Genomic DNA, 23111 nt, shown 5'->3' on the forward strand with positions numbered 1-23111 from the left:
TTTCATGTCTCGGTCCCTACCAGCGGCGCTCAAAGCGGCGGCGCAGGATGACGGCGATGGTGTTCATTGTGATCAGGAAGACAAGCAGGATGATGATTCCACCCCACGCACGTTCATAAAATGCGGGGTCCGCACGTTTCGCCCATTCATAGATTTGCGCAGGCATGGCGGAGTTTGGATCAAGAAATCCGCTAGCCACAGAATCCGGCGCGTTGGAAGCGATAAAGCCAATCATCCCGATCAACAGCAGCGGCGCTGTTTCGCCCAAGGCCTGCGCGAGGCCGATGATTGTGCCGGTGAGAATACCTGGTGCGGCAAGCGGCAACACATGATGGAACACCGATTGCATTTTGGACGCGCCAACCCCCAGTGCCGCATCGCGAATGCTGGGGGGCACGGATTTCAGAGAAGCGCGCGTTGAGATGATGATCGTCGGCAAGGTCATCAACGTTAGTACCAAACCACCGACAAGCGGTGCCGATTGCGGCAAGTGCATCGAATTGATGAAAACCGCGAGGCCCAAGATACCAAAGACAATCGACGGCACAGCCGCGAGGTTAGAGATATTCACCTCTATAATGTCTGTGATCCAGTTCTTCGGCGCGAATTCTTCAAGGTAGATCGAAGCGGCAACACCAATCGGCAAGGCCAACGCGAGCACAACCAACATCATAAAGAAACTGCCCAACATCGACACGCCCATGCCAGCAGCTTCGGGGCGTTGATCAGACGCATCCGCACCCGTGATAAAACTCAGATTAAAACGTTGCTCGATCACCTCAGCCGCAAGAAGCGCATCCACCAGATCAAGCTGTGCCGCATTGATGTTCTTGTCATCCGCAATGCTCTCACGGGTGACGCGGTCCTTCAGATAGCCATCAACGCGCGCATTGGCGAGGAAGGTGAACTCCACCGTCGCACCAATCATATCCGGATTCGCAAGCACATAGTTGCGCAGCTGTGCGGCGGCACTTTTCGACAATAGCGCGGCTTGCTTTTTGCTCTTTAGGTCCGTCTCGATCCCATTCTCTGCGAGCGTGTCTTCCATTGCTTGCTTGAGTAGTGGCGCATAGCCAAAAGTCGACACTTTCTTAATCTTTTCCAGATTGCGCGTGCTATTTTTATCGAGCTTTTCCTCGAGCAACGGGACGTTCAGCGTCACAAACGTTTGTTGAAACGCACCAAGCCCGTTGCCGAAAATCGTCAGCAGTAACAAGATAAGCATCGCCAGACCGGCACCAATCGCGGCGATCCCATAAACACGAAAGCGGGTCTCAGCCGCATTGCGTTTCTTGGTGCGCGCATCGAGGGTCAAAAGAGAATTGTTCAGAGTGTTACTCATTCATATTGCTCCCGGTAGGTGCGCACAATGTAGAGCGCGATGACGTTCAAACCCAAAGTCAGCACGAACAGCGTGAGGCCAAGTGCGAAGGCAACAAGGGTTTCGGGGCTGGCAAAATCACCGTCGCCGGTCAGCTGGCTGACGATGCGGGTGGTGATCGTTGTCATCGCCTCAAGCGGATCAAGCGAAAACTTCGCAAGCGCCCCCGCCCCAAGCACGACGATCATCGTCTCACCAATTGCGCGCGACGCAGCGAGCAGGATCGCACCGATAATACCGGGCAAGGCAGCTGGGATCACGACTTGGCGGATAGTTTCTGATTTGGTCGCGCCAAGCCCGAGAGAGCCATCGCGCATCGCTTGCGGCACCGCGTTGATGATATCATCGCTGAGTGACGACACGAAAGGGATCAACATGATGCCCATAACCAGCCCCGCCGTCAGCACAGCCGTAGCGCCTGTCATCCAGTCCACGCCCAACAAACCTCCGCTGCCAAAGGTTCTGAGCAGCAATGGACCTACTGTGAGCAGCGCGAATAATCCGTAAACGATTGTTGGAATGCCCGCGAGGATTTCGAGCAGCGGTTTTGCGACCCCACGTGTTTTAGGGCCTGCGTATTCACTGAGATAGATCGCCGCGAAAAGGCCAATGGGTACGGACACCAGCAAGGCGATCAAAGAGATATAGATTGTGCCCCAAAGCAGCGGCAGGATCGACAATTCGCTGTCGCCGCGAAAGTTCGGGGCCCATTTGAGGCCAAAGAAAAAGTCTTTCCAAGAATACAGCCCGAAGAAATTCCGTGTCTCGAACAACATCGACAGAACGATTCCTATGGTGGTCAAGATCGCGAGCGAGGCAGCTGCAATGAGCAAGCCAAGAACGACCAGTTCAACCGCGTTGCGAGCGCGAAAATCGGGTGTGATGCGGCTGATTGCGAGGACCATCAAAAGCACCGCGAGTCCCAGGACAAGGAACATGCGGAACTGTGTGCTGACCTGCTCTAACGGTGGCACCACAAGCCACAGAATCAGCATGAGAAGCGATGGGATTAAGACGGTGAAGCCAACGAAACTGCCGTAATACTTTGGCAAAGAATGCAGTTTGCGCACATCCCCAGCCACAACGGAAAAGGCCCGACGATACCCTGCAAAGGTGCCGAGAAGAGCGATTAAAAACACGGCAAGTGTGAGCCAAAACACGGACATAGTGCCTCCGGTCTAGTGAAATTGGCGCGGGCAAATAGTTCGCCCGCACCAGAATGATTTACATCATGTCTGCGATTGTTGTTTCATTCGCAATCGTCTCTTGCGTTATTTCCAGTTCTGGATCCGCCACAAGACCGTATTCTGCCAATGGACCGTCTTCGCCGGCAATCTCGTCAAGCACGAAGAACTCTGCGAAGTCTTTCAAGCCTGGGATTACGCCGATATGCGCTTTCTTAATATAAAAGAACAAAGGACGCGACACAGGATATTCACCCTTTGAGATACTCTCAACCGTAGGCTCGATATCCGCCATTGTCGCGACTTGCAGCTTGTCAGTGTTGTTTTCATAAAACGCCAGACCGAAGACCCCGATGCCATCTTTGGTGCTCTCAATACGAGCAAGGGTCTCTGTGTAGTCGCCGTCGATATCCACTGACACGCCATCTGTGCGCAAAGAAATACACGCCTTCTCAGCCGCCTTCTTGTCGCCGCCATTCGCCTCTTTAAGAACGTCAAATGCGCCCGTAGCCTCGCAGCCTGCTAGGATCACTTTGTCCTCGAACACTTCGCGTGTGCCGTGCTTTGTGCCAGGAATAAACGCCTGCAATAGCTGTGCCGGCATGTCTGCATTCACGTCCGCCCAAGTCTTGTTTGGATTCGCGACCATCTTGCCGTCCACAAGGACTTCATCGCTGAGCGCGAGGAACCAATCGCTTTGCGTGTACGCAAATTTGTTGCCGCCCTTTTCGGATGCAAAGACGATCCCATCATAACCGATCCGCACTTCGATGATGTCTGTGACATCATTCTTCGCGCATACTTTAAGCTCGCTCTCTTTGATCTGACGTGACGCGTTGGCGATATCGATCGTGTTTTCACCCAGACCTTCGCAAAACCGCTTCAAACCTGCGGAAGAGCCACCGGATTCAACAACAGGTGTTGGAAAATCAAAATTTTCGCCGAAAGCTTCAGCTACGATGGAGGCATACGGTAAAACAGTTGATGAACCTGCGATTTGAACCTGATCACGGGCACTTGCGACGCTCGCCACGGTGCTGATTATAAGGGCAGAAAGACTGGTCTTTGCGATATACATCTGTATCTCCAATTTGCAAAGTTTCAGGTCCGTTTTCGACCTGTCCCGCCTTGGTTTTGCACCACCAATGTAACAGTTTCATGACCCCCAGAGAAATATTCAAATCATCTGTGAAAAGGCTTTAATTAATTGGAAGAATAACTTTAAATTCAGAGCCTTGCGAGACAATGCTACTGATACTCAATCGTCCACGATGTCGCGCAACAATGTGCTTTGCGATTGCCAACCCTAGCCCTGTTCCACCTTTGTCGTGGCTGCGATGGTCATCGATTCTATAAAATCGTTCCGTTAAACGCGGCAGATGCAGCGGGGCAATGCCCTCCCCTGTATCGCAAACAGAGACGCCAATAGAGCGGGCACGTAAGCGGCGATCCATTACGATATCCTCTGATTTGACGGTTATCATCCCCCCTGTCGCCCCATACTTTATGGCGTTTTCAATCAAGTTGGCAAAAACCTGATGCAGTTGATCCGCATCTCCAAGCACTAAGTGTTCTTTGGCAAGAAATTCGGTCGTGATAGTAATTTTTGAAGAGGTGTAGCCGTCAACAACCTTCGCGAGTAAATCGCGCAAATCAACACTATCACCCGGCCTTTGTCGTTCTTGCGCATCGATACGGCTGAGCGTTAGCAGGTCCGATACCAAACGATCCATCCGCGCGCTTTGCCCAGCCATCATGCCGAGAAACCGATCAAGCACTTTTTCGTCTTTCTTTGCAGAGCCTTGCAGCGTTTCAATAAAGCCGCTGATTGCAGTTAGAGGCGTGCGCAACTCATGACTGACGTTGGCTACAAAATCGCGATGGAGTTGGGTGTTTTTATCTTCTTCGGTACGGTCCTTTAGTGTGATCAAGACCCCTGTCAGACCCTTATCAATATAGGCACAGCGAAGATCAAAAGCCGTATCGGTGCCGTTCTCGGTATGATGGATGCGCGCGGTTTGAATCTTATGATGCTCCAAACAGGCATGGGTCGCTCGAATCGCCGCTGGCTGCCTTAATGCAGCACTGTAGATAAGACCCACAACGTTTACATTATAAACAGAAATAGCTAAATTATTCGCGGCAATAATTCGCGTATCGTCTGCCACGAAAAGCGCAGGTATTCCAAGCGCATCTATCCAAGCTTTGATCTGGACTTGGTCCATTCTGCTAAATCACCGCTCCGCTGCGAAAGATCTGTTCCGCCAAACATAAATGCATCACCTAAATCGCTCTCAGAGCATCTCGAAAGTGGCGCATGTTATCTTGGTAATGCAGCGCCGACGCTTTGAGACCTTCAATCGCAGCCCCATCGAGCTGGCGCACCACTTTGCCGGGGGCCCCCATCACGAGCGACCCATCAGGGATCACTTTACCTTCGGTGATCAACGCGCCGGCGCCGATCAGGCAATTGTCACCAATAACCGCGCCGTTCAACACGGTTGCCCCCATACCGATCAAGGAATTCTGACCAATCGTGCACCCATGCAACATGACTTTGTGCCCAACCGTGCAGCCGGCGCCAATCGTTAAAGGATAACCGCGATCAATGTGCATGATCGTGTTCTCTTGCACATTTGTGCCCGCGCCAATGTGAATAATTTCGTGATCCGCACGAATGGTTGCCCCAAACCAAACAGAGCTACCTTGCTCCATCACCACCTGCCCGATGACATTGGCATCGTCCGCAATCCATGTGTCTGCGTGTATGGATGGTGCGTCCTCACCAAGTGCGTAAAGGGTCATGATATATCCTCAAATTGGCTTTGCAGCGCACGCACATGTTCTGTGAGATCGGGCTGCTGGGAGCGGCGCAAGCGTGTGGCGGTGATGATGATTTTCAACTGTTCTTCGGTCTGATCGAGATCATCGTTGATCAACACAAAATCATAGCCGTCCCAATGTGAAATTTCGTCCCAGCTTTTCGACATGCGGCGCTCAATCACGTCGTCACTGTCTTTCGCGCGGCTGACCAGGCGGCGGTGCAATTCAGTGATTGATGGCGGCAGCAGGAAGATCGACAGTGTGTTTTGCCCAAGCGCAGAGTTACGAATTTGCTGGGCGCCTTGCCAGTCAATATCAAAGAGCACGTCTTGGCCAGCATTGATTGCCGCCTCGACAGGGCCTTTGGGAGAACCGTAGAAATTGCCGAACACATGCGCGTGTTCCAGCATCTCGCCGTCTATGACTGCTGCTTTAAACGCGGATTCATCGGTGAAATTATAATCTAGCCCATCAACTTCGCCCTCGCGCGGCGCGCGGGTTGTGGCGGAGACAGAAAAACGCACGTGGTCATCCCATCTGCGCAATCGCCCGGCGAGCGTTGATTTGCCCGCACCAGAAGGCGAAGACAGAATGATCAAAAGGCCTCGACGTTCTATACCCATCTTCACTTACTCCACATTCTGAACTTGTTCGCGCATTTGATCGATCAGCACTTTCAACGCCAGTCCAATTTCCGTGAGCTTAGCATTTTGCGCCTTTGAGCAAAGTGTATTGGATTCGCGGTTAAACTCTTGACAGAGAAAGTCCAATTTGCGTCCCGACGGAACTCCGCTGGACACAAGATCGCGTGCCGCAGCAATATGAGCGTGCAGGCGGTCAATCTCTTCGGTGACGTCTGATTTCACTGCAAGCACTGCTATCTCTTGTGCCAAACGCGCTTCATCCATCTCTGCGCGACTGCCCATAACACGCGCAATAGCCGCCTCGAAATTGCTGCGCATGTCGTCGGTGCGATCTGCCAGTAGCGCTCGCGCGTCGTTGGTGAGGGTTTCGACCTCATCCAATTGGCGGCTTAGGACGCCATGCAAGGATGCACCTTCAGCGGTGCGCATCTCATTGAAGCTGCTTAACAATGGCGCAATGTCAGACCGTAAGGAATCTAGCAGCTCTACGCTCGCATCACGGTTCTGAGGAACATCCATAACGCCACGAAAATTCATCACATCGCTGGCGCTTGCAGGCGTTAGATTCACGCCCGTAGCCCCTGCCCGTTCTTCTATTTGCCCAATCGCATCCAGCACACGGTTCAGCGCGTCGGGATTAATTTCGACAGAATTTTCCCCAGCCTCGCGCGCGATGCGCAGGTTCAACGACACAGAGCCCCGGGTGACGATCGCGCCTACTTGCTTGCGCAGATCCGCCTCAAGCACCGCCAGCCAATCTGGCATGCGAAAGCGCAGATCAAAGCCCTTGCCATTGACGGATCGCAACTCCCAGCTCCACGTGAAGCCATCAGCACTTCCTGTGCGCGCGGCGAAGCCTGTCATCGAGGTCAGCATAGGACAGTCCCTTATCATTGCATCAATCAAGTCATGGTCCCATATGCCAATTGCACCCCGAACACGCAAGTTTTGCGGTGCTTTTATCAACCCTCCAGCGCTGCGTGCGTTAACCACAACTATAGAATTCGTTAAATTTTGAGCCAGAGTTGATCTATTAACAGAATTGTAAGCTCCATTGAGGTATCTTTAACCAAGGGCGACGCTGCCTCGCGATAAGCTGTGGCGACGATCCTTTGACCCAAAAAAGGCAGACTGCGTAATGATTGATAGGCCCACGCTTCCCCTACGATCCACTCCGGACAATGTCGTGCATCTGGATCACGGAAGTTGGGCGCAAGGAAGCGAGGACTTCACTGCCTGCGCTGAGTTGCTGCAATATTGACAAGAGCTGCGCGGCGCGCGTCAGATGCCTGCGCGCAGCGAGTTTGATCCGCGCGCCATTGAAAATTCGTTGGCATCCATATTTGTGGCCGAGAAGGTCGCGGCAAGCGTTGCGCGTATTCGCGTTGCAGGGGCTATTTTGAATGATACGCTTGGTATGGACGTACGCGGCATGCCTTTAACGGCCTTGTTCGAGCCGACAGCCCGCGACAGCGTTGCAGAGGCCACGCGCGATTTGTTCGCTAGCCCTGCGATGGTAGTTCTTGAATTGAACGGCGCTGCGGATTTTCACGCAGAAGAGTGCGTGCGCGACTACTGCTTTTGCCGATGAGTGATACGGATGGGAACATCGCTCGCATCGTCGGATGCTTGGATATCAAAGGTGGCGTCGGAAAATCGCCGAGACGATTCAAGGTCTCATCGATCCGCCCCACAGATGTCATAGGCGATGCGCCGCAACCAACGCAGGTTGAGCCGCTCTATTCGACGGCGATGCAACGTGAACAGTTGACAGAGACCTATTCGTTCTCGGAAAATACGCCAATTTTCAAATCAAAACGTCAGAGTGAAAAGCCACCTGAGGTGTCGCATGGAGGTTTGCGGCTGATCGTCTCGAACGAATGAGCGATCGCGATATGGTAAACACAAACGCCCCGCAGATACGGGGCATTTTTTCGTTAATAACTCGCTTTTAAACAGCTTTCGCTTGAACCGCGCTGCGACGCGCAGAGAGCTCTTCTGCAACAAGGAAGGCCAGTTCCAACGACTGGCTCGCGTTGAGGCGCGGATCGCAGGCTGTGTGATAACGATCAGATAGATCCTCATCACTGACCGCACGAACGCCGCCTGTGCATTCTGTCACGTCTTGGCCTGTCATCTCGAAGTGAACACCGCCGGGTACTGTTCCCTCAGCCGCGTGCACACCGAAGAAATCACGCACTTCGCGCAGCACACTCTCAAACGGGCGCGTTTTATAGCCGGAGGCGGATTTGATAGTGTTGCCATGCATCGGATCACAGGTCCAAAGCACTTCGGCGCCTTCTTCGCGCACGGCTTTCACCAAACGGGGAAGATGCTCACCAACATTGCCCGCGCCAAAGCGCGCGATCAGCGTCAAGCGGCCCTGCTCGTTCTCAGGGTTGAGTTTGTTCATCAGAACTTTGAGATCATCCGCCGTGGTTGTTGGACCACACTTCAAACCAATCGGGTTTTGCACGCCACGCGCAAATTCAACATGCGCACCGTCAGGCTGACGGGTGCGATCGCCGATCCAGATCATATGACCCGAGCCTGCAAGCCATTTGCCGGATGTGCTATCAAGACGGCATAACGCCTCTTCATACTCTAGCAGCAATGATTCATGGGATGTGTAGAAATCCACAGTCTGCAAATTCGGCTCTTGCGTGCTATCAAGCCCAGCTGCGCGCATGAAATCAAGAGTGTCACCAATGCGGTTAGCCATTTCACGGTACTCGGCGGCTTGCTCACCATGAGTGAAGCCAAGCGTCCATGCATGCACTTGATGAACATCGGCATAGCCACCTGTTGAAAACGCACGCAACAGGTTCAGCGTTGCGGCGGCCTGTGTGTAAGCTTGCAGCATTTTCTTAGGGTCAGGAATGCGTGCTTCGGGGGTGAAGGCTAGCTCGTTGATAATGTCGCCACGGTAGCTTGGCAGCTCTACACCATCAATCGTCTCTGTGTTGGCGGAACGTGGCTTGGCGAATTGACCCGCCATGCGACCAACTTTGACCACGGGAACTTTCGCACCGTATGTAAGGACCATGGCCATTTGCAGCATGACTTTGAACGTGTCGCGAATACCGTCTGCGCTGAATTGCTCAAAGCTCTCTGCGCAATCACCGCCTTGCAGTAAGAACGCTTCACCGCGCGCGGCGGCGCCAAGCTGGGATTTGAGTTTGCGCACTTCGCCAGCAAAGACCAGTGGTGGATAAGCAGCGAGGGAACCTTCAACAGAGGCCATTGCCACCGCATCAGTATACTCCGGCATTTGGACCCGTGGCTTATTACGCCAGTCCGTTTTTTGCCATTCGCTCATCTGTCTTCTCCTGAGAAATAATATGTCCAACAACGATATATAGGACGCTGTTAGCGCTAAGGCTAGTGGCTTTTCGCAAAGGTGTTCTTGACGTTGTTGATATGATGAGCTCAAGGTGAATTTGGCCTCCAATCTATGAACCAGGTTCATTGGGGTATGCCTTCGACATACAAGCGCTAAGACGCGATCCAGGATCAACCGAAATGACTTCAGACAACGTCAAGATAAACGTGGAGACAGAAACCAACAAACCCCGTCGCTTTGTCTTTGTTCTATTAAACGATTTTACGTTGCTGTGCTTTTCGGCGGCACTAGAAAGCTTGCGCATTGCGAACCGTCTCGCGGGTAAAGAACTCTATTCGTGGACGCTTGTGGGCGAAGGCGGCGAGACCGTCTCTTGTTCAGCTGGGACAGAATTCAAACTCGACACAGACCTGAGCGAAATGCAGCGTGATGACACAGTGCTTTTATGCGGGGGTATGAACATTCAGTTTGCTACCACCAAGAAGCTGCTGAATTGGCTACGTCGCGAAGCGCGTCGAGGCTTGGTGTTTGGCGGGCTTTGCACAGCATCTTATAGCTTGGCAAAAGCTGGAATGCTTGACGGCAAACGCGCCACGATCCATTGGGAAAATCAGGACAGTTTTCTGGAAGAGTTTGATGAAGTCGAGTTGACGAAATCGGTTTTCGTGGTCGACGGCAACCGTTTGACCACTGCGGGTGGCACCTCTTCTATTGATTTGATGTTGAAATTGATCGCAGACGAGCATGGTGAAGAATTGGCTAATGCAGTCGCAGATCAGCTGATTTACTCCTCTATTCGGACGGATCAGGACACACAGCGCTTGTCTGTGCCGACGCGCATTGGAGTACGCCATCCAAAGCTCAGCGCCGTGATCCAGATGATGGAAAGCAACATCGAAGAGCCGATAAGCCCGTCGATCTTAGCCAAAGACGTGGGCATGTCGACGCGTCAGCTGGAACGTTTGTTCCGCCGGTATCTAAACCGCTCTCCCAAGCGTTATTATATGGAGTTGCGTCTGCAAAAAGCGCGCAACCTGCTGATGCAGACGGATATGAGCGTGATCAATGTGGCGTTGGCCTGCGGGTTTGCGTCACCTTCGCATTTCTCAAAGTGCTACCGTGCGCATTATAATACGACCCCTTACCGCGAGCGTGGATCACAAGCCGCTAGGCTGTCGATTTAAGCACAGACGCGAATTTTCAAGAAAATTCATTTTCGCCTGCGGCGAAAGTATAATGGCACAATGATTGTGCTAGCTTGGTACTAGTCTGTTGAGCGTCGCATTCCCCACAGGGAGGAACCAGATACTGCCATCAGGTGTTCCGCGGATATCACGCACGCGCGAAGTTGCGACTGATTGGATGTGCTCCACCTCGCGCAGATTAGAACCTTTCAATCGCGCGATGTAGTCGAATTTTAAGCTGCCAACAAAGTGATGCCCCCATCATTGGCGGTTTTGCTTTCCGGAATAAATTAAATAACCTGAGGACGCGATATAGGGGTCCCAGAAGTATTGCGGTTGCTCCGTGCCGTGGTTCTCCGTTCCCATGCCAATCTTGCGACCACGGTAGTGACGACCATATGCGATTTTTGGCCAGCCGTAGTTGGCTCCTTTGGTGATCTTGTTTACCTCATCGCCACCACGCGCACCGTCCTCGTTAACCCAAAGATTGCCCTTTAGATCTAGCGTCATGTCTTATGGGTTGCAGTGACCGTAGGACCAAATTTAAGGCAATTGATCCGGCTTGCCGATGAAAGGATTGTCATTTTGGACGGCACCGAGCTTGGTGATGCGAATAACAGTTCCATTGTGACTCTTCGTGTTTTGCGCCTGCTCGCGGTCGCTGTGATCCCTGATGCTAAAGAACAGCGTGCCATCACGCGCACCAACCAGCCGCGATCCAAAATGACGCCCGCCACTGAAGCTTTTGCTCATCTCAAAGCTAGTAGTGACATCGCTGAACACGGCTTCGTTCGGCTCAAAACGCGCACGCATTACAGCCGTGCCGGACTAGCGCCCTTGCGCATTGGCGTATGTCATGAAGATATTACCCGAGCGCTCAAAATCGCGCAGGATCTGCAGATCGAGTAAACTGCCCTGCCCGTCGACTTCGATCTTGGGCAGACCAGAATCATGTTGCTGTTTGTCATCTGCGATCCACAGCAAGTTCCCGTCGCGCTCTGTTATCAAGATGCCACCTGTGGTGAAGGTAAAAGTCTAAGGCGCATCCAAGCCATCTAGCACCGTATCTATCTAATAGTCGCGCGCAGAGAGTCTGCAAGACTTGGCGTTCCGAGGGCCGCAAGCAAGAAAATTCTGCGAGTAAGGGTCATTTGTGTCTCCACCTCAAATCTCTACGCCCAACATATCTCGAAGGTATGTAGACAACAGTGCCCCACAAGCAATTTACTTTGCCTCGCTTCGCGTCAGGGCTTTTCAATTGTGAACACCCCGCCTAGTCTTCAATACTAATTTGACGCCACATGCTGCACACCAAACATGGCGCGATCATGACAAGCGCGTTAAGACGCTTTGGCACGACGGGGGAACGAATGTGATCAGGGTTGAAAACCTGCATAAGCACTTTGGCGGCTTTCATGCTGTTGATGGCGCCACGCTTGAGATTGCCGAGGGATCAATCACCGGGCTTGTCGGACCGAATGGAGCTGGCAAAACCACGCTGTTTAATGTCATTGCGGGCGTTTTGCCGCCGACGTCAGGTCGCGTTTTCATGGCCGATGAAGACATCACCGATCTACCCCCGCATGAGTTGTTTCTCAAAGGCCTGTTGCGCACATTCCAAGTAGCGCATGAGTTTTCGTCCATGACATGTCGCGAGAACCTGATGATGGTGCCCGGTGCGCAAACAGGTGAAACTCTGTGGAACACTTGGTTCTCGCGTAAACGGATCGCGAATGAGGAACGCGCGTTAGCCGCGAAAGCGGATGAGGTTCTAGATTTTTTGACCATTGCGCATCTAAGCGATGAAAAGGCTGGAAACCTGTCTGGCGGTCAAAAGAAGCTGTTGGAGCTGGGTCGCACAATGATGGTCGACGCGCGGATCGTGTTTCTGGACGAAGTTGGTGCGGGCGTGAACCGCACCCTATTAAACACCATTGGCGATGCGATTTTACGACTGAACCAAGAGCGCGGCTATACGTTTTGCATGATCGAACATGATATGGATTTCATCGGTCGCCTTTGTGATCCTGTGATCGTAATGGCCGAAGGCAAAGAGCTGGCTGAGGGCACGATTGAGCAGATCAAAGTCAATGAACAGGTGATCGAGGCCTATCTGGGCACGGGCTTGAAAAACAAGGAAACCGCGTGACGCTGGCTTTGCTTGTTTGGGGCGCTGCCCCCGCGCCTATGGCGCTCCCCAAAGGTATTAATGGACCAAAGAAGGACTGGAGCCGTGACTGAGCCGTTTCTGATTGGCGAGAACATGACCGGTGGGTATGGCACTGGCGCAGATATCCTGCACAGCTGTACCTTGGCTGTTGAAAAGGGCGAGATTGCCGTAATTGTAGGCCCAAACGGGGCCGGTAAATCAACTGCAATGAAGGCCGTGTTTGGAATGTTGAATTTGCGCGAAGGAGCCGTGCTGTTGAACGGCGAAGACATCACGCAATTGACGCCGCAAGCGCGTGTGGGCAAAGGCATGGGCTTTGTACCTCAGAACTCGAACATTTTCACCTCCCTCACTGTGGAAGAAAACCTTGAGATGGGGGCATTTATCCGGCGCGATGATTTCGCTGAGACTATGGCGCAGGTCTATGATCTGTTTCCCATTCTTAAGGAGAAACGCCTGCAAGCGGCTGGTGAATTATCAGGTGGGCAGCGTCAGCAAGTGGCCGTCGGGCGCGCATTGATGACCCAACCGCAGGTTTTGATGTTGGATGAGCCAACTGCAGGCGTGTCACCGATTGTGATGGACGAGCTGTTTGATCGCATTATCGAAGTCGCGCGTACAGGAATTTCCATTCTGATGGTCGAGCAAAATGCCCGTCAAGCGCTTGAAATTGCAGACAAAGGGTATGTTCTGGTGCAAGGTTCCAATGGGTTTACCGATACGGGGCAAGCGCTTTTGGCTAACCCCGAAGTACGCAGAAGTTTCTTGGGGGGATGAGTATGCGAAGATTTCACCCTTATTTTAGCGCCATTGCGCTTGCAGTCTGTTCGCCCGCTTTTGCGAATGACGAAGACGGGTCCTACACTTTGCAAAACGCGCCTGTTCAGTCAGAGATTTCGACGCTTTGCGCGTTTGAAAACGAATGCCTTGACGCGGAAGCGTGCAATAACACAACGTTTTCTTTCGAACTCAAAGGCCGTGCAGGCGGCTTGAATGATGTGGATATGGTCGTCCAAGCCGAGCTGATCAGCGAGATCGGTGATACAATTCTACTTGGCGCGCGCTCTGGCGAGGCGATGTCGCTGTCTGGCGGTACATTTGACGCGCGGCATTTACTAACCATCGCGAACAATGGCAACGCGCGTTACACGTTGCATTATTCTGACGGACCCCTGGCAATCAGTTATCTTGGAGCGTGCTCATGATCGATTTTCTGAATGCAATTGTGGCCTTGTCAAATTTCGTGATCGTACCCGCGATTGCCTATGGCAGCCAATTGGCGCTTGGCGCTTTGGGCGTCACTCTGATCTATGGCATCTTGCGGTTCTCCAACTTTGCGCATGGCGATACTATGGCCTCGGGCGCGATGTTCACCATTTTCGTCACATGGTGGATGCAATCTGCGGGCATCAATCTTGGACCTTTGCCGACAGCCTTACTTGCCCTGCCGTTTGGCATCCTTGGATGTATGGCTTTAGTCTTGTTCACAGATCGCTTTGTCTATCGTTTTTACCGCGCCCAAAAAGCCAAACCAGTGATCTTAGTGATTGTTTCAATGGGTGTGATGTTCATCATGAACGGGCTCGTACGATTTTCAATTGGACCGGGCGAGCAGCGCTTTTCTGACGGCGAGCGTTTCATCATTAATGCGCGTGAATTCAAAGAGTTTACAGGTCTGCGCGAAGGATTGGCTATCAAAACCTCGCAGGGAATCACAGTCATCACTGCAGTGATTGTCGTGGCGCTTTTGTTCTGGTTTCTCAATCGCACGCGCACAGGAAAGTCGATGCGCGCCTACTCTGACAATGAGGATCTTGCGCTGCTTTCGGGCATCAATCCAGAGCGCGTGGTAATGTACACTTGGCTCTTGGTGGCGGCGTTGGCGACAACTGCAGGCGTGCTATACGGACTCGACAAAAGCTTCAAACCCTTCACCTATTTCCAGCTTTTGCTGCCGATCTTTGCTTCCGCCATTGTGGGTGGGCTCGGCAGTCCCATCGGAGCCATTGCTGGCGGGTTTGTGATCGCTTTCTCGGAAATCACGATCACCTATGCCTGGAAAAAGGTGCTGGTCTATATGATGCCGGAGCAGCTTGAGCCTTCAGGCCTAGTTCAACTTTTGAGCACCGATTATAAATTCGCGGTTTCCTTTGTGATCCTGCTGATCGTACTTTTGTTCAAGCCCACGGGCCTGTTTTCGGGGAAAGCGGTATGACATTTCCTATAAAAAACGTGGCTTTATTCGCGATTATGGCCGGATTGCTGTTCTACACAGGCATAACAGAAAGCTGGAACACGGCGCTTGGCCTGTTCAACATGTGTCTTATCTCGGCGATCATGGCGCTGGGAGTTAACTTGCAATGGGGCTATGCAGGTCTGTTCAATGTGGGCGTCATGGGCTTTGTCGCGCTTGGCGGATTAGCAGCTGTGCTGGTCTCACATGCGCCCGTGACAGAAGCTTGGAGTGAAGGTGGGCTTGGCGTGATTGTGGCGCTTCTTACAGGCGCAGCAACGATTTTACTGGCGACGCTAATCATGAGGCGCAAACCCCATAGCCGCACGCGCACTTTGGCGCTTTTGGCGGTACTGGTGGGTGGTTTCTTCCTATTTCGCGCGCTGTTTGACCCGTCTGTTCTTGCGATTGAGAAGGTAAACCCAGCTGCCACAGGCTTCTTAGGCGGGCTTGGCCTGCCGATCTTGATGTCCTGGCCAGTGGGCGGCCTGCTCGCAGCAGCCGCTGCTTGGTTGATTGGTAAAACTGCACTGGGCTTGCGCTCTGACTACCTCGCAATTGCGACGCTTGGGATTGCGGAGATCGTGATTGCGGTCCTAAAAAACGAAGATTGGCTGACACGTGGCGTTAAGAATATAGCAGGGCTTGAGAGACCCGTACCTTATGAGGTGGATCTGCAAAACAGCCCAGCTTTTGTTGAGCGCGCGAATAACTTCGGACTGGACGCGATCGAAGCGTCCACACTCTTCGTCAAGGCCAACTATTCGCTCTTGTTCGCGGCTGTGCTGATTATCTTGCTCGTCATGTTCCAATTGGCGCTCAACAGTCCGTGGGGCCGCATGCTACGTGCGATCCGAGACAACGAAGTCGCAGCGGAAGCGATGGGAAAGGACGTCACGGCGCGCCACTTGCAGGTTTTCATCCTAGGCAGCGCAATCTGCGGTCTCGCAGGAGCGATGATGACCACTTTGGATGGCCAGCTGATCCCTGGCACATATCAACCGCTGCGCTTTACATTCCTTGTCTGGGTGATGGTTATCGTAGGTGGATCCGGCAACAATATCGGTGCGATCTTAGGTGGCTTCCTGATTTGGTATCTGTGGATTCAGGTGGAGCCGCTAGGTCATTGGCTGATGGGGGTTGTCACGTCCGGCATGGCTGAGGGCAGCGCGCTCAAAGAGCATCTTCTGGAAAGCGCCGCGCATATGCGCTTGCTAACGATGGGCCTTGTTTTGTTACTTGTTCTGCGTTTCAGCCCACGTGGCCTGATCCCGGAAAAATAAAGTCCAACTTCATTTTGCCTTTAAACCCAAAAACGCCGGCCCAAATGAGACGGCGTTTGCAATTCTAGGTGAATCGATTTTTCTAGAAAAATTGCGTGTCGATCAGAGGGCAGTCCAGCCACCATCAACAGAAATCGTCGTCCCTGTGATCTGCGCTGCAGCATCAGAAGCAAGGAATACTGCTGTGCCACCCATTTGCTCAACCGTGGCGAACTCTTTGGATGGCTGACGCTTCAGCATCACGTTCTTAATCACATCTTCACGTGACATATCATATTCGCGCATTGTGTCCGGGATCTGCTCCTCCACCAAAGGTGTCAGAACATAACCCGGACAAATGGCGTTCGCAGTGATCGGTTCCTGCGCAGTTTCAAGCGCAACCGACTTGGTCATGCCGACCACACCATGTTTCGCAGCGATATAAGCGGATTTAAACGGTGAGGCGGTCAAGCCATGTGCCGAGGCGATATTGATTACCCTGCCCCAGCCAGCCTTTCGCATTAACGGTAATGCGGCCGCTGTCGTGTGAAAGGCTGAGGACATATTGATCGCAATGATCGCATCCCATTTTTCCACCGGAAAATCATCAATCGGCGCAACATGCTGAATGCCCGCGTTGTTGATCAGAATATCGCAGACACCTGCTTTCTCAATGAGGGCGCGACATTGATCGCCTTTTGACATATCCGCTTGAATGTAGCGCGCTTCAACCCCGTGAGTTTTTGCGATCTCTACCGCAATCGCATGATCATCGTCGCGATCCGTAAATGAATTCAGCACAACGTTCGCGCCAGCCTTGGCCATCTCTTGGGCGATTCCCAAACCGATTCCCGAGTTGGACCCAGTGATCACAGCGGTTTTTCCTCTCAGTGTCATTACAGATCTTTCCTTAACAATTTCATACCTCGCGCTTGGAGGACCCCATACCATGCTGCGCCCGCAAAATAAGGGGTGAAACCACACTTTTTACGCGCACATGCAACAAAGTGAACGGATCAAACAGGGATCGATATGGCCAAAAAAAACCCCAGCACGAAGCTGGGGTTAAGTTATTGAGGCAGGTTTCATACAGGCAAGAAACCTATCGAGCAGTGGTGCGTTTATAGGCCTTAAGTTGCAGCACTCCAAGCAAAAAGTTTGATACATACCCAAAGCCCCGTTATGGTTTTTACCCACAGGCTAAGCATTTAAAGGGTTGTTTACCAAATGAGATCAATGTTTTTCGCGCAGCAGTTGCGTTCAGTCGCTTATATCTTAACGCTTTGCACCTTGCCTGCCCAACTTGCGGCAGAGCCTGCGCATGGCATAGCTATGTATGGTGATCCAGCCCTGCCACAGGATTTTGTGTCGCTCCCTTATGCGAACCCTGATGCGCCCAAAGGCGGCAAGATCAGTTTTGGCGAAGTTGGCGGTTTCGATTCGCTTAATCCACACATCCGAAAAGGCTCTGTTCCGTGGCAGCTCAGATCATTGGCTTATGAAAGTTTAATGGGCAGATCGTACGGCGAACCTTTCTCGCTTTACGGACTTTTGGCTGAATCGATTGAAACAGGCCCGAATCGCGAATGGGTGGAATTCACCCTGCGCCAGGGAGCCAAGTTCTCTGACGGAACCCCAGTCACGACCGAAGATGTGATTTGGTCCTATGAAACCCTCGGCACGGTTGGTCATCCACGTTATCGCGGGCTTTGGTCGAAAATCGAAACGATTGAAGCCACCGGCCCACGCGCTGTGCGGATCACCTTTAATGAGGACAACCGCGAGCTCGCCCTGATCGCAGGTCTGCGCCCTATCCTGAAGAAAGCACAATGGGATGGTAAAGACTTTGCCTCGTCCACCTTGGACGACATCCCGATTTCGTCCTCACCATATGTGATCGCGGAGGTGGATGCGGGCCGCTCCGTTACTTTGCGCCGCAACCCTGACTATTGGGGCAAAAATGTGCCGTTCAGACGCGGCACGATGAACCTTGATGAAATTAAGATGGAATATTACGGCGACAGCGCGGTTCTCTTTGAGGCCTTCAAAGCCGGTGAGCTGAGCATGCGGCGCGAAAACAATGCCGAAAAATGGGAAACTCAGTATAACTTTCCTGCGGTGCAAAATGGCGATGTGATCAAATCCTCGATACCGCACAAGCGCCCCACAGGTATGACCGGATTTGTGATGAACACCCGCAAAACCCCTTTTCATGATTGGCGTGTACGCGACGCGATGATCCATGCGTTCAACTTTGAATTCATCAACGACACCCTCACGGGTGGGCGTCAACCACGCATTACATCCTATTTCTCCAACTCCGTCTTGGGGCTGCGCGCAGGGTTAGTCAAAGGCAAAGTCGCCAAGCTTCTTGAACCTTACAAAGACCAATTACGCCCCGAAGCCCTTGAGGGCTACAAGCTGCCCATCTCCGATGGTTCCGCCCGTAATCGCAAGAATATTCGCACAGCAATGAAGCTACTCACGGACGCGGGTTATAGTGTTCAGGACGGCAAGATGATTGGCGCGGATGGCAATCAACTTAGCTTTGAGGTACTGTTGCGCCAAGGCGGGCAAGAGAACCAAGCAATCATGGACATCTATATCAACGCGCTTGAGCGTTTGGGCGTCGACGCCAAAATCTCCACCACCGATGATGCGCAATACACAGAACGCACCGCTAATTACGATTTCGACATGACCTATTATCGCATTGGTCTGTCCCTTAGCCCCGGCAATGAACAGTATCTCTATTGGGGTAACGAAGGCGTGGAGAACCCTGGTCGGCGCAACTGGATGGGTATGAATGTCCCTGCCGCAGAAGCTATGATCGAGCAGATCCTCGGTGCACGTTCACAAGAGGATTTCATCTCTGCCACACGCGCATTGGACCGAATTTTGATGTCGGAGCGATACTTTATCCCGCTCTATCAATGGCCCTTTAGCAATGTCGCTCATGCGAAAGAGTTGAAGTATTCTGAGACCTTGCCAATATATGGCGACTGGCTTGGATTTTTGCCAGAAGTCTGGTGGTGGGAAGAGGGGTAATACCGCTCTGCGCTCATAGTTATTTTTACAAAGTAACGAATAAAAAGGGTTTCTTGCGCAGACTGCTCGTGACGTAACTTAGGAGTGAACGTTGTGGCATGGACGAAACTTACCGAGAACTGGTCTGAAAACTTGCAAGCACTTGCGCGCCGCTTTCCACATGTAAGCGCGCAGATGCTTGATCCTCTCAAGGATGAACCGACGAAGATTAGTCGCGTCATTGCGCAGACACTTGATTTGACCGAACCAGAAGCGCGAGAAGAGTTGGAGAATTTGATCGACCTTCAATCGCTTGCACGCGAAGCGTGCAGATTTTCGATCCCATGGCGCGGCAGCTAATGCGGCGACATCTCCGCATAAGGATGTCCATTACCCGCGCTCTTGATAGCCGCCAATCGCTGGGATACCGATGGGGGCTATGTCTGATGCGATCCATCCGCCCTGCCCGACACCTTTTAATCTAGCGCAATATGTGTTGGACGCAGGACTCGCGACGCCTGACAAATCTGCGCTGGAAGTGCTTGGAAGTGATCCGCAGACGTGGAGCTACGCGCAGCTAACTAACGCAGTACGCGGCGTTGCAACGGGTTTGCTAAACGCGGGCTTGAAACCGCAAGACATGGTGATGCTGCGTCTGGGCAATACGCCAGACTTTCCAATCGCTTACCTTGGAATCATCGCCGCGGGCATGGTCGCAGTACCGACGTCTGCCGCCTTAACCGATCACGAGATAACCAAGATGGCGGCACAGATTGCACCCGCTGCCATCCTGCAAGACCTCAAAGTTTCAGCGCCCACGTCAAAGGCACGCTCCATAACACTCGAAGACCTTCAAGCGATGTACACGCTGCCACCAGCCCCTTGGCATATGGGCGATCCTGAACATCCTGGCTATGTGGTGTTCACCTCCGGCACATCCGCAGCACCACATGCAGTTCAACATGCCCACCGCGCAATCTGGGCGCGTAAAATGATGCAATGCGATTGGTACGATTTAAACGCTGAGGATCGATTGTTGCACGCAGGCGCGTTCAATTGGACGTTTACGCTTGGCACGGGATTGATGGATCCGTGGAGTGTTGGTGCAACCGCTTTGATCCCACAGGATGGCACAACGCCAGAGGCACTGCCTGCTTTGCTCGCCCAGCAAAACGCCACGCTTTTTGCTGCTGCACCCGGTATTTTTCGCAAACTTGTGCGCACGGATATGCCTGCGATGCCGAAACTGCGACATGCGCTGAGTGCGGGTGAGAAAATGGCAGAAACGCTGCACGCGGAGTGGCAGCGCGCCACTGGAACACAAGTTTATGAGGCGTTTGGCATGTCCGAATGCTCCACCTTTATTTCCTCTAGCCCGACGCGGCCTGCCCCCACATCCACCCTCGGTCATGCCCAAACCGGACGGCGGGTTGCGGTGATCCAAGACGATGGTAAAGAGGCGGCGACGGACGACTTGGGCACCATCGCCGTACACCACTCTGATCCAGGTCTCATGCTTGGTTACCTTAATGCCCCCGATGCGACCAATGAACGCTTTCAAGGCGATTGGTTTTTGACGGGTGATCTAGGACGGTGTGACGCAAACGGTGCTATTTCCTATGAAGGACGCAGCGACGATATGTTGAACGCGAGCGGCTTTCGCGTCTCACCCATTGAGATTGAGACTGCATTTGCAAAGATCGACGGCCTCATTGAGTGCGCTGCGATTGAGACAACGGTCCAATCCGGCGCACAGGTGATTGCACTGTGCTATACGGCCCAAAACACTGTGCACAAAAGCACGTTCGAGGCTCTGGCCTCCACGCGATTGGCGCGTTACAAACAGCCCAGAATTTACCACCAATGCGACACCCTTCCTAGCAGCGCCAATGGCAAGCTGTTGCGCCGTGTGCTGCGCGCTCAGATTGAGGCTCTTTATGGTTAAGCTTGATATTATTTCCGATCCAATTTGCCCGTGGTGCTATATTGGCAAAACGTTGCTGGACCGCGCACTGGAAGCAGAGCCGGAGCATCCCTTTGAGATCGAATGGCATCCGTTTCAATTGAACCCGGACATGCCGCTCGAGGGCATGGATCGCCGTGCCTACCTTGAGGGCAAGTTTGGTGGCAAAGAGCAAGCCGTGAAGGTTTATGGCCAGATCGATCAGCACGCACGCGATGTCGGTTTGGAGCTTGATCTCGGGGCGATCAAACGCACGCCAAACACATTGAACGCGCATCGCCTGATCCATTGGGCGGGCATTGAGCAGCGTCAATCCATGGTAATGTCCGCGTTGTTTCGCGCCTATTTCAAAGAAGGTCGCGACATTGGCGAGGTGGAAGTTCTGGCCGATCTCGCAGACACATGCGGGATGGACGCAGCCCTCGTGCAACGTTTGCTGGCTACGGATGAAGACCTTGAGGGCATTCGTGAAAAGGACGCCGGCTTTCGCAAAATGGGTGTGAATTCGGTGCCCACCTTCATTATCGCAGGTCAGCACGCGGTGCCTGGCGCGCAATCAGTTGAAGTCTGGCGCAGCGTGATCACCGATATCAAGTCTCAGATCGAAGCCGAGGAATGAACGCACCCGTCGCGATGCGCATGGGAACGATGGAGTTCATTGCCTTCGCCGCGATGCTCTCTGCCACGGTCGCGTTTTCTATTGATTCCATGCTGCCCGGATTGCCCGAAATCGCGGCAGAGCTAAGCCCGAGTGATCCCAACAAAGTGCAACTGGTTCTCACCAGTTTCGTGCTGGGCATGGGGGTTGGGACGTTTTTCGTAGGTCCACTGTCGGATCGTTATGGGCGACGCGCAATGATGCTGTTTGGCGCCGTGTTTTATTGCATTGGTGCGTTCATCGCATGGCGCGCGGCGTCGCTGGAAATTCTGTTGGCCTCGCGCATGTTGCAAGGCTTAGGGGCAGCGGGCCCGCGCATCGTATCTATCGCGGTGATCCGTGATCTCTATTCGGGTCGTGAAATGGCGCGGATCATGTCGTTTGTAATGATGGTTTTCACATTGGTCCCCGCCATCGGCCCCCTGATCGGCGCAGGTCTGATCTATATCTCCGATTGGCGCGGAATTTTCGTGGCCTTCATGTGTTTTTCGGTGTTGACAATGCTTTGGATGGGCATTCGCCTGCCAGAAACACTAGCCCCTGAAAACCGCCGTGAGATCAACGTCAAAGCGCTTTTGGCTTCGGTAAAAGAACTGATGTCTTACCGCAGAGCACGTGTGTCGATCATTTGTCAGTCGATGATGCTTGCGCTTTTGTTCGGTATGTTGTCGACGGTCCATCCAACATATGACGTCACATTCGGACGCGCGGATAGTTTTCCTTATTGGTTCGGGGTAATCTCTCTTCTTGCGGGAATGGCTTCGCTATTAAACGCAAACATCGTTTTGCGCTTAGGGATGCGAAACGTCATCACCACCAGTTTCGCTGTACAGATCATCCTTTCTGGGATCATGCTCTTGCTCAGTACGTGGCCACCCAGCGATCAAACGTATTTTGTGCTGTTTATGATTTGGCAAACCTCGGTCTTTTTTCTGGCGGGCCTCACATTGGGCAATCTCAACGCGCTCGCAATGGAACCGTTGGGACATATCGCAGGCATGGCCGCGTCTTTTATCAGCGGGACTGCCACGCTATTTGGAACGCTCGTGTGTATTCCAGTGGGTTTGATGTTTGCGGGTACGCCCGTGCCTTTGGCTGCATCTAGCGTTGTTTTTTGCGCCATTGCAACGCTCATGATGCTTTGGTTGCGCAACTATGAGCGACGCACAGGGCGCGAAGTTTGAAATGTCATTTCACCGTTAACCTAACTCGGACATGCAACGCCAAACGATCAGCGTA

Annotated in this window: 22 protein-coding genes and 1 pseudogene; 13 read left to right on the forward strand and 10 right to left on the reverse strand. The window is 52.8% G+C overall.

What is annotated here, in order from left to right; translation table 11 throughout:
* Window positions 1-16 precede the first annotated feature (16 nt).
* The 7 genes from pstA to QZ280_RS11805 form a co-directional block, all read right to left on the reverse strand.
* Window positions 17-1342 (reverse strand): phosphate ABC transporter permease PstA, encoded by a 1326-nt coding sequence (pstA, locus tag QZ280_RS11775; RefSeq protein ID WP_293444474.1) that lies wholly within the window; start codon window positions 1340-1342, stop codon window positions 17-19.
* Window positions 1339-2547: a phosphate ABC transporter permease subunit PstC gene (gene pstC / locus QZ280_RS11780; protein WP_293444476.1), complete on the reverse strand. Its 1209-nt coding sequence runs from the start codon at window positions 2545-2547 to the stop codon at window positions 1339-1341. Before pstC ends, pstA begins: the two co-directional genes overlap by 4 nt.
* A 58-nt stretch (window positions 2548-2605) precedes the next feature.
* On the reverse strand, window positions 2606-3643 hold the full coding sequence (locus QZ280_RS11785; RefSeq protein WP_293444478.1) for a substrate-binding domain-containing protein: 1038 nt from the start codon (window positions 3641-3643) through the stop codon (window positions 2606-2608).
* 121 nt (window positions 3644-3764) lie between these two features.
* Entirely contained in the window at window positions 3765-4733 is a 969-nt protein-coding gene (locus QZ280_RS11790) for an ATP-binding protein (RefSeq protein WP_293444480.1), read from the reverse strand.
* Window positions 4734-4848: 115 nt separating this feature from the next.
* A complete protein-coding gene (locus QZ280_RS11795; protein ID WP_293444482.1) occupies window positions 4849-5370 on the reverse strand; it encodes a gamma carbonic anhydrase family protein in 522 nt (173 codons plus the stop codon).
* Window positions 5367-6011: a guanylate kinase gene (gene gmk / locus QZ280_RS11800; RefSeq protein ID WP_293444484.1), complete on the reverse strand. Its 645-nt coding sequence runs from the start codon at window positions 6009-6011 to the stop codon at window positions 5367-5369. The genes QZ280_RS11795 and gmk overlap by 4 nt, the downstream gene beginning before the upstream one ends.
* Before the next feature lie 6 nt (window positions 6012-6017).
* On the reverse strand, window positions 6018-6908 hold the full coding sequence (locus QZ280_RS11805) for a YicC/YloC family endoribonuclease (RefSeq protein ID WP_293444486.1): 891 nt from the start codon (window positions 6906-6908) through the stop codon (window positions 6018-6020).
* Window positions 6909-7299: 391 nt separating this feature from the next.
* Here QZ280_RS11805 and QZ280_RS11810 point away from each other — a divergent pair, with 391 nt between their 5' ends.
* Both QZ280_RS11810 and QZ280_RS11815 read left to right on the forward strand, forming a co-directional pair.
* On the forward strand, window positions 7300-7623 hold the full coding sequence (locus QZ280_RS11810) for a PAS domain-containing protein (RefSeq protein ID WP_293445172.1): 324 nt from the start codon (window positions 7300-7302) through the stop codon (window positions 7621-7623).
* The gene (locus QZ280_RS11815) at window positions 7620-7916 is read left to right on the forward strand and encodes a hypothetical protein (protein WP_293444488.1); all 297 of its coding nucleotides are present in this window, start codon (window positions 7620-7622) and stop codon (window positions 7914-7916) included. Before QZ280_RS11810 ends, QZ280_RS11815 begins: the two co-directional genes overlap by 4 nt.
* A 67-nt stretch (window positions 7917-7983) precedes the next feature.
* Here QZ280_RS11815 and QZ280_RS11820 read toward each other — a convergent pair whose 3' ends face one another.
* Window positions 7984-9351 (reverse strand): class II 3-deoxy-7-phosphoheptulonate synthase, encoded by a 1368-nt coding sequence (locus QZ280_RS11820; RefSeq protein ID WP_293444490.1) that lies wholly within the window; start codon window positions 9349-9351, stop codon window positions 7984-7986.
* Between the two features lie 203 nt (window positions 9352-9554).
* Here QZ280_RS11820 and QZ280_RS11825 point away from each other — a divergent pair, with 203 nt between their 5' ends.
* Complete coding sequence (locus QZ280_RS11825; RefSeq protein ID WP_293444492.1) at window positions 9555-10559, forward strand: GlxA family transcriptional regulator; 1005 nt, start codon at window positions 9555-9557, stop codon at window positions 10557-10559.
* Between the two features lie 69 nt (window positions 10560-10628).
* Here QZ280_RS11825 and QZ280_RS11830 read toward each other — a convergent pair.
* Window positions 10629-11567 (reverse strand): annotated as a pseudogene (locus QZ280_RS11830) (PQQ-dependent sugar dehydrogenase).
* Window positions 11568-11931: 364 nt separating this feature from the next.
* Between QZ280_RS11830 and QZ280_RS11835 the strand changes: the two are divergent.
* The 5 genes from QZ280_RS11835 to QZ280_RS11855 all read left to right on the forward strand — a co-directional run bounded on the left by QZ280_RS11835 (window position 11932) and on the right by QZ280_RS11855 (window position 16245).
* A complete protein-coding gene (locus tag QZ280_RS11835; protein WP_293444494.1) occupies window positions 11932-12708 on the forward strand; it encodes an ABC transporter ATP-binding protein in 777 nt (258 codons plus the stop codon).
* 84 nt (window positions 12709-12792) lie between these two features.
* Complete coding sequence (locus QZ280_RS11840; RefSeq protein WP_293444496.1) at window positions 12793-13506, forward strand: ABC transporter ATP-binding protein; 714 nt, start codon at window positions 12793-12795, stop codon at window positions 13504-13506.
* Between the two features lie 2 nt (window positions 13507-13508).
* Window positions 13509-13934: a hypothetical protein gene (locus tag QZ280_RS11845; RefSeq protein WP_293444498.1), complete on the forward strand. Its 426-nt coding sequence runs from the start codon at window positions 13509-13511 to the stop codon at window positions 13932-13934.
* Window positions 13934-14944 carry a branched-chain amino acid ABC transporter permease gene (locus QZ280_RS11850; protein WP_293445174.1) on the forward strand — a complete coding sequence of 337 codons (1011 nt, stop codon included), beginning with the start codon at window positions 13934-13936 and terminating at the stop codon, window positions 14942-14944. Before QZ280_RS11845 ends, QZ280_RS11850 begins: the two co-directional genes overlap by 1 nt.
* Complete coding sequence (locus tag QZ280_RS11855) at window positions 14941-16245, forward strand: branched-chain amino acid ABC transporter permease (protein ID WP_293444500.1); 1305 nt, start codon at window positions 14941-14943, stop codon at window positions 16243-16245. Before QZ280_RS11850 ends, QZ280_RS11855 begins: the two co-directional genes overlap by 4 nt.
* Before the next feature lie 102 nt (window positions 16246-16347).
* On the opposite strand, the gene QZ280_RS11860 is transcribed toward QZ280_RS11855, so the two are convergent.
* Window positions 16348-17121, reverse strand: coding sequence for a 3-hydroxybutyrate dehydrogenase (locus QZ280_RS11860; protein WP_293444502.1), 774 nt, complete (start codon window positions 17119-17121; stop codon window positions 16348-16350).
* Window positions 17122-17451: 330 nt separating this feature from the next.
* On the opposite strand from QZ280_RS11860, the gene QZ280_RS11865 reads away from it, so the two are divergent.
* From QZ280_RS11865 to QZ280_RS11885, 5 genes are all read left to right on the forward strand, one after another.
* Window positions 17452-19272, forward strand: a complete 1821-nt coding sequence (locus QZ280_RS11865; protein WP_293444504.1) for an extracellular solute-binding protein — start codon at window positions 17452-17454, stop codon at window positions 19270-19272.
* A 93-nt stretch (window positions 19273-19365) separates the two neighbouring features.
* Entirely contained in the window at window positions 19366-19611 is a 246-nt protein-coding gene (locus QZ280_RS11870) for a hypothetical protein (RefSeq protein WP_293444506.1), read from the forward strand.
* Between the two features lie 79 nt (window positions 19612-19690).
* Window positions 19691-21196 carry a class I adenylate-forming enzyme family protein gene (locus tag QZ280_RS11875; protein WP_293444508.1) on the forward strand — a complete coding sequence of 502 codons (1506 nt, stop codon included), beginning with the start codon at window positions 19691-19693 and terminating at the stop codon, window positions 21194-21196.
* A complete protein-coding gene (locus tag QZ280_RS11880; RefSeq protein WP_293444510.1) occupies window positions 21189-21833 on the forward strand; it encodes a DsbA family oxidoreductase in 645 nt (214 codons plus the stop codon). Before QZ280_RS11875 ends, QZ280_RS11880 begins: the two co-directional genes overlap by 8 nt.
* Window positions 21830-23056 (forward strand): multidrug effflux MFS transporter, encoded by a 1227-nt coding sequence (locus QZ280_RS11885; RefSeq protein ID WP_293444512.1) that lies wholly within the window; start codon window positions 21830-21832, stop codon window positions 23054-23056. The genes QZ280_RS11880 and QZ280_RS11885 overlap by 4 nt, the downstream gene beginning before the upstream one ends.
* The last annotated feature ends 55 nt before the right edge of the window (window positions 23057-23111 follow it).

The sequence above is a fragment of the Planktotalea sp. genome (assembly GCF_018607995.1).
GTDB lineage: Bacteria > Pseudomonadota > Alphaproteobacteria > Rhodobacterales > Rhodobacteraceae > Planktotalea.

Bases quoted from the DNA above. Each gene is read 5' to 3' on its own strand.
- pstA (WP_293444474.1), bottom strand. From the start codon at position 1,342: ATGAGTAACACTCTGAACAATTCTCTTTTGACCCTCGATGCGCGCACC.
- pstC (WP_293444476.1), bottom strand. From the start codon at position 2,547: ATGTCCGTGTTTTGGCTCACACTTGCCGTGTTTTTAATCGCTCTTCTC.
- QZ280_RS11785 (WP_293444478.1), bottom strand. From the start codon at position 3,643: ATGTATATCGCAAAGACCAGTCTTTCTGCCCTTATAATCAGCACCGTG.
- QZ280_RS11795 (WP_293444482.1), bottom strand. From the start codon at position 5,370: ATGACCCTTTACGCACTTGGTGAGGACGCACCATCCATACACGCAGAC.
- gmk (WP_293444484.1), bottom strand. From the start codon at position 6,011: ATGGGTATAGAACGTCGAGGCCTTTTGATCATTCTGTCTTCGCCTTCT.
- QZ280_RS11805 (WP_293444486.1), bottom strand. From the start codon at position 6,908: ATGCTGACCTCGATGACAGGCTTCGCCGCGCGCACAGGAAGTGCTGAT.
- QZ280_RS11815 (WP_293444488.1), top strand. From the start codon at position 7,620: ATGAGTGATACGGATGGGAACATCGCTCGCATCGTCGGATGCTTGGAT.
- QZ280_RS11820 (WP_293444490.1), bottom strand. From the start codon at position 9,351: ATGAGCGAATGGCAAAAAACGGACTGGCGTAATAAGCCACGGGTCCAA.
- QZ280_RS11825 (WP_293444492.1), top strand. From the start codon at position 9,555: ATGACTTCAGACAACGTCAAGATAAACGTGGAGACAGAAACCAACAAA.
- QZ280_RS11845 (WP_293444498.1), top strand. From the start codon at position 13,509: ATGCGAAGATTTCACCCTTATTTTAGCGCCATTGCGCTTGCAGTCTGT.
- QZ280_RS11855 (WP_293444500.1), top strand. From the start codon at position 14,941: ATGACATTTCCTATAAAAAACGTGGCTTTATTCGCGATTATGGCCGGA.
- QZ280_RS11860 (WP_293444502.1), bottom strand. From the start codon at position 17,121: ATGACACTGAGAGGAAAAACCGCTGTGATCACTGGGTCCAACTCGGGA.
- QZ280_RS11865 (WP_293444504.1), top strand. From the start codon at position 17,452: ATGAGATCAATGTTTTTCGCGCAGCAGTTGCGTTCAGTCGCTTATATC.
- QZ280_RS11875 (WP_293444508.1), top strand. From the start codon at position 19,691: ATGTCTGATGCGATCCATCCGCCCTGCCCGACACCTTTTAATCTAGCG.
- QZ280_RS11880 (WP_293444510.1), top strand. From the start codon at position 21,189: ATGGTTAAGCTTGATATTATTTCCGATCCAATTTGCCCGTGGTGCTAT.
- QZ280_RS11885 (WP_293444512.1), top strand. From the start codon at position 21,830: ATGAACGCACCCGTCGCGATGCGCATGGGAACGATGGAGTTCATTGCC.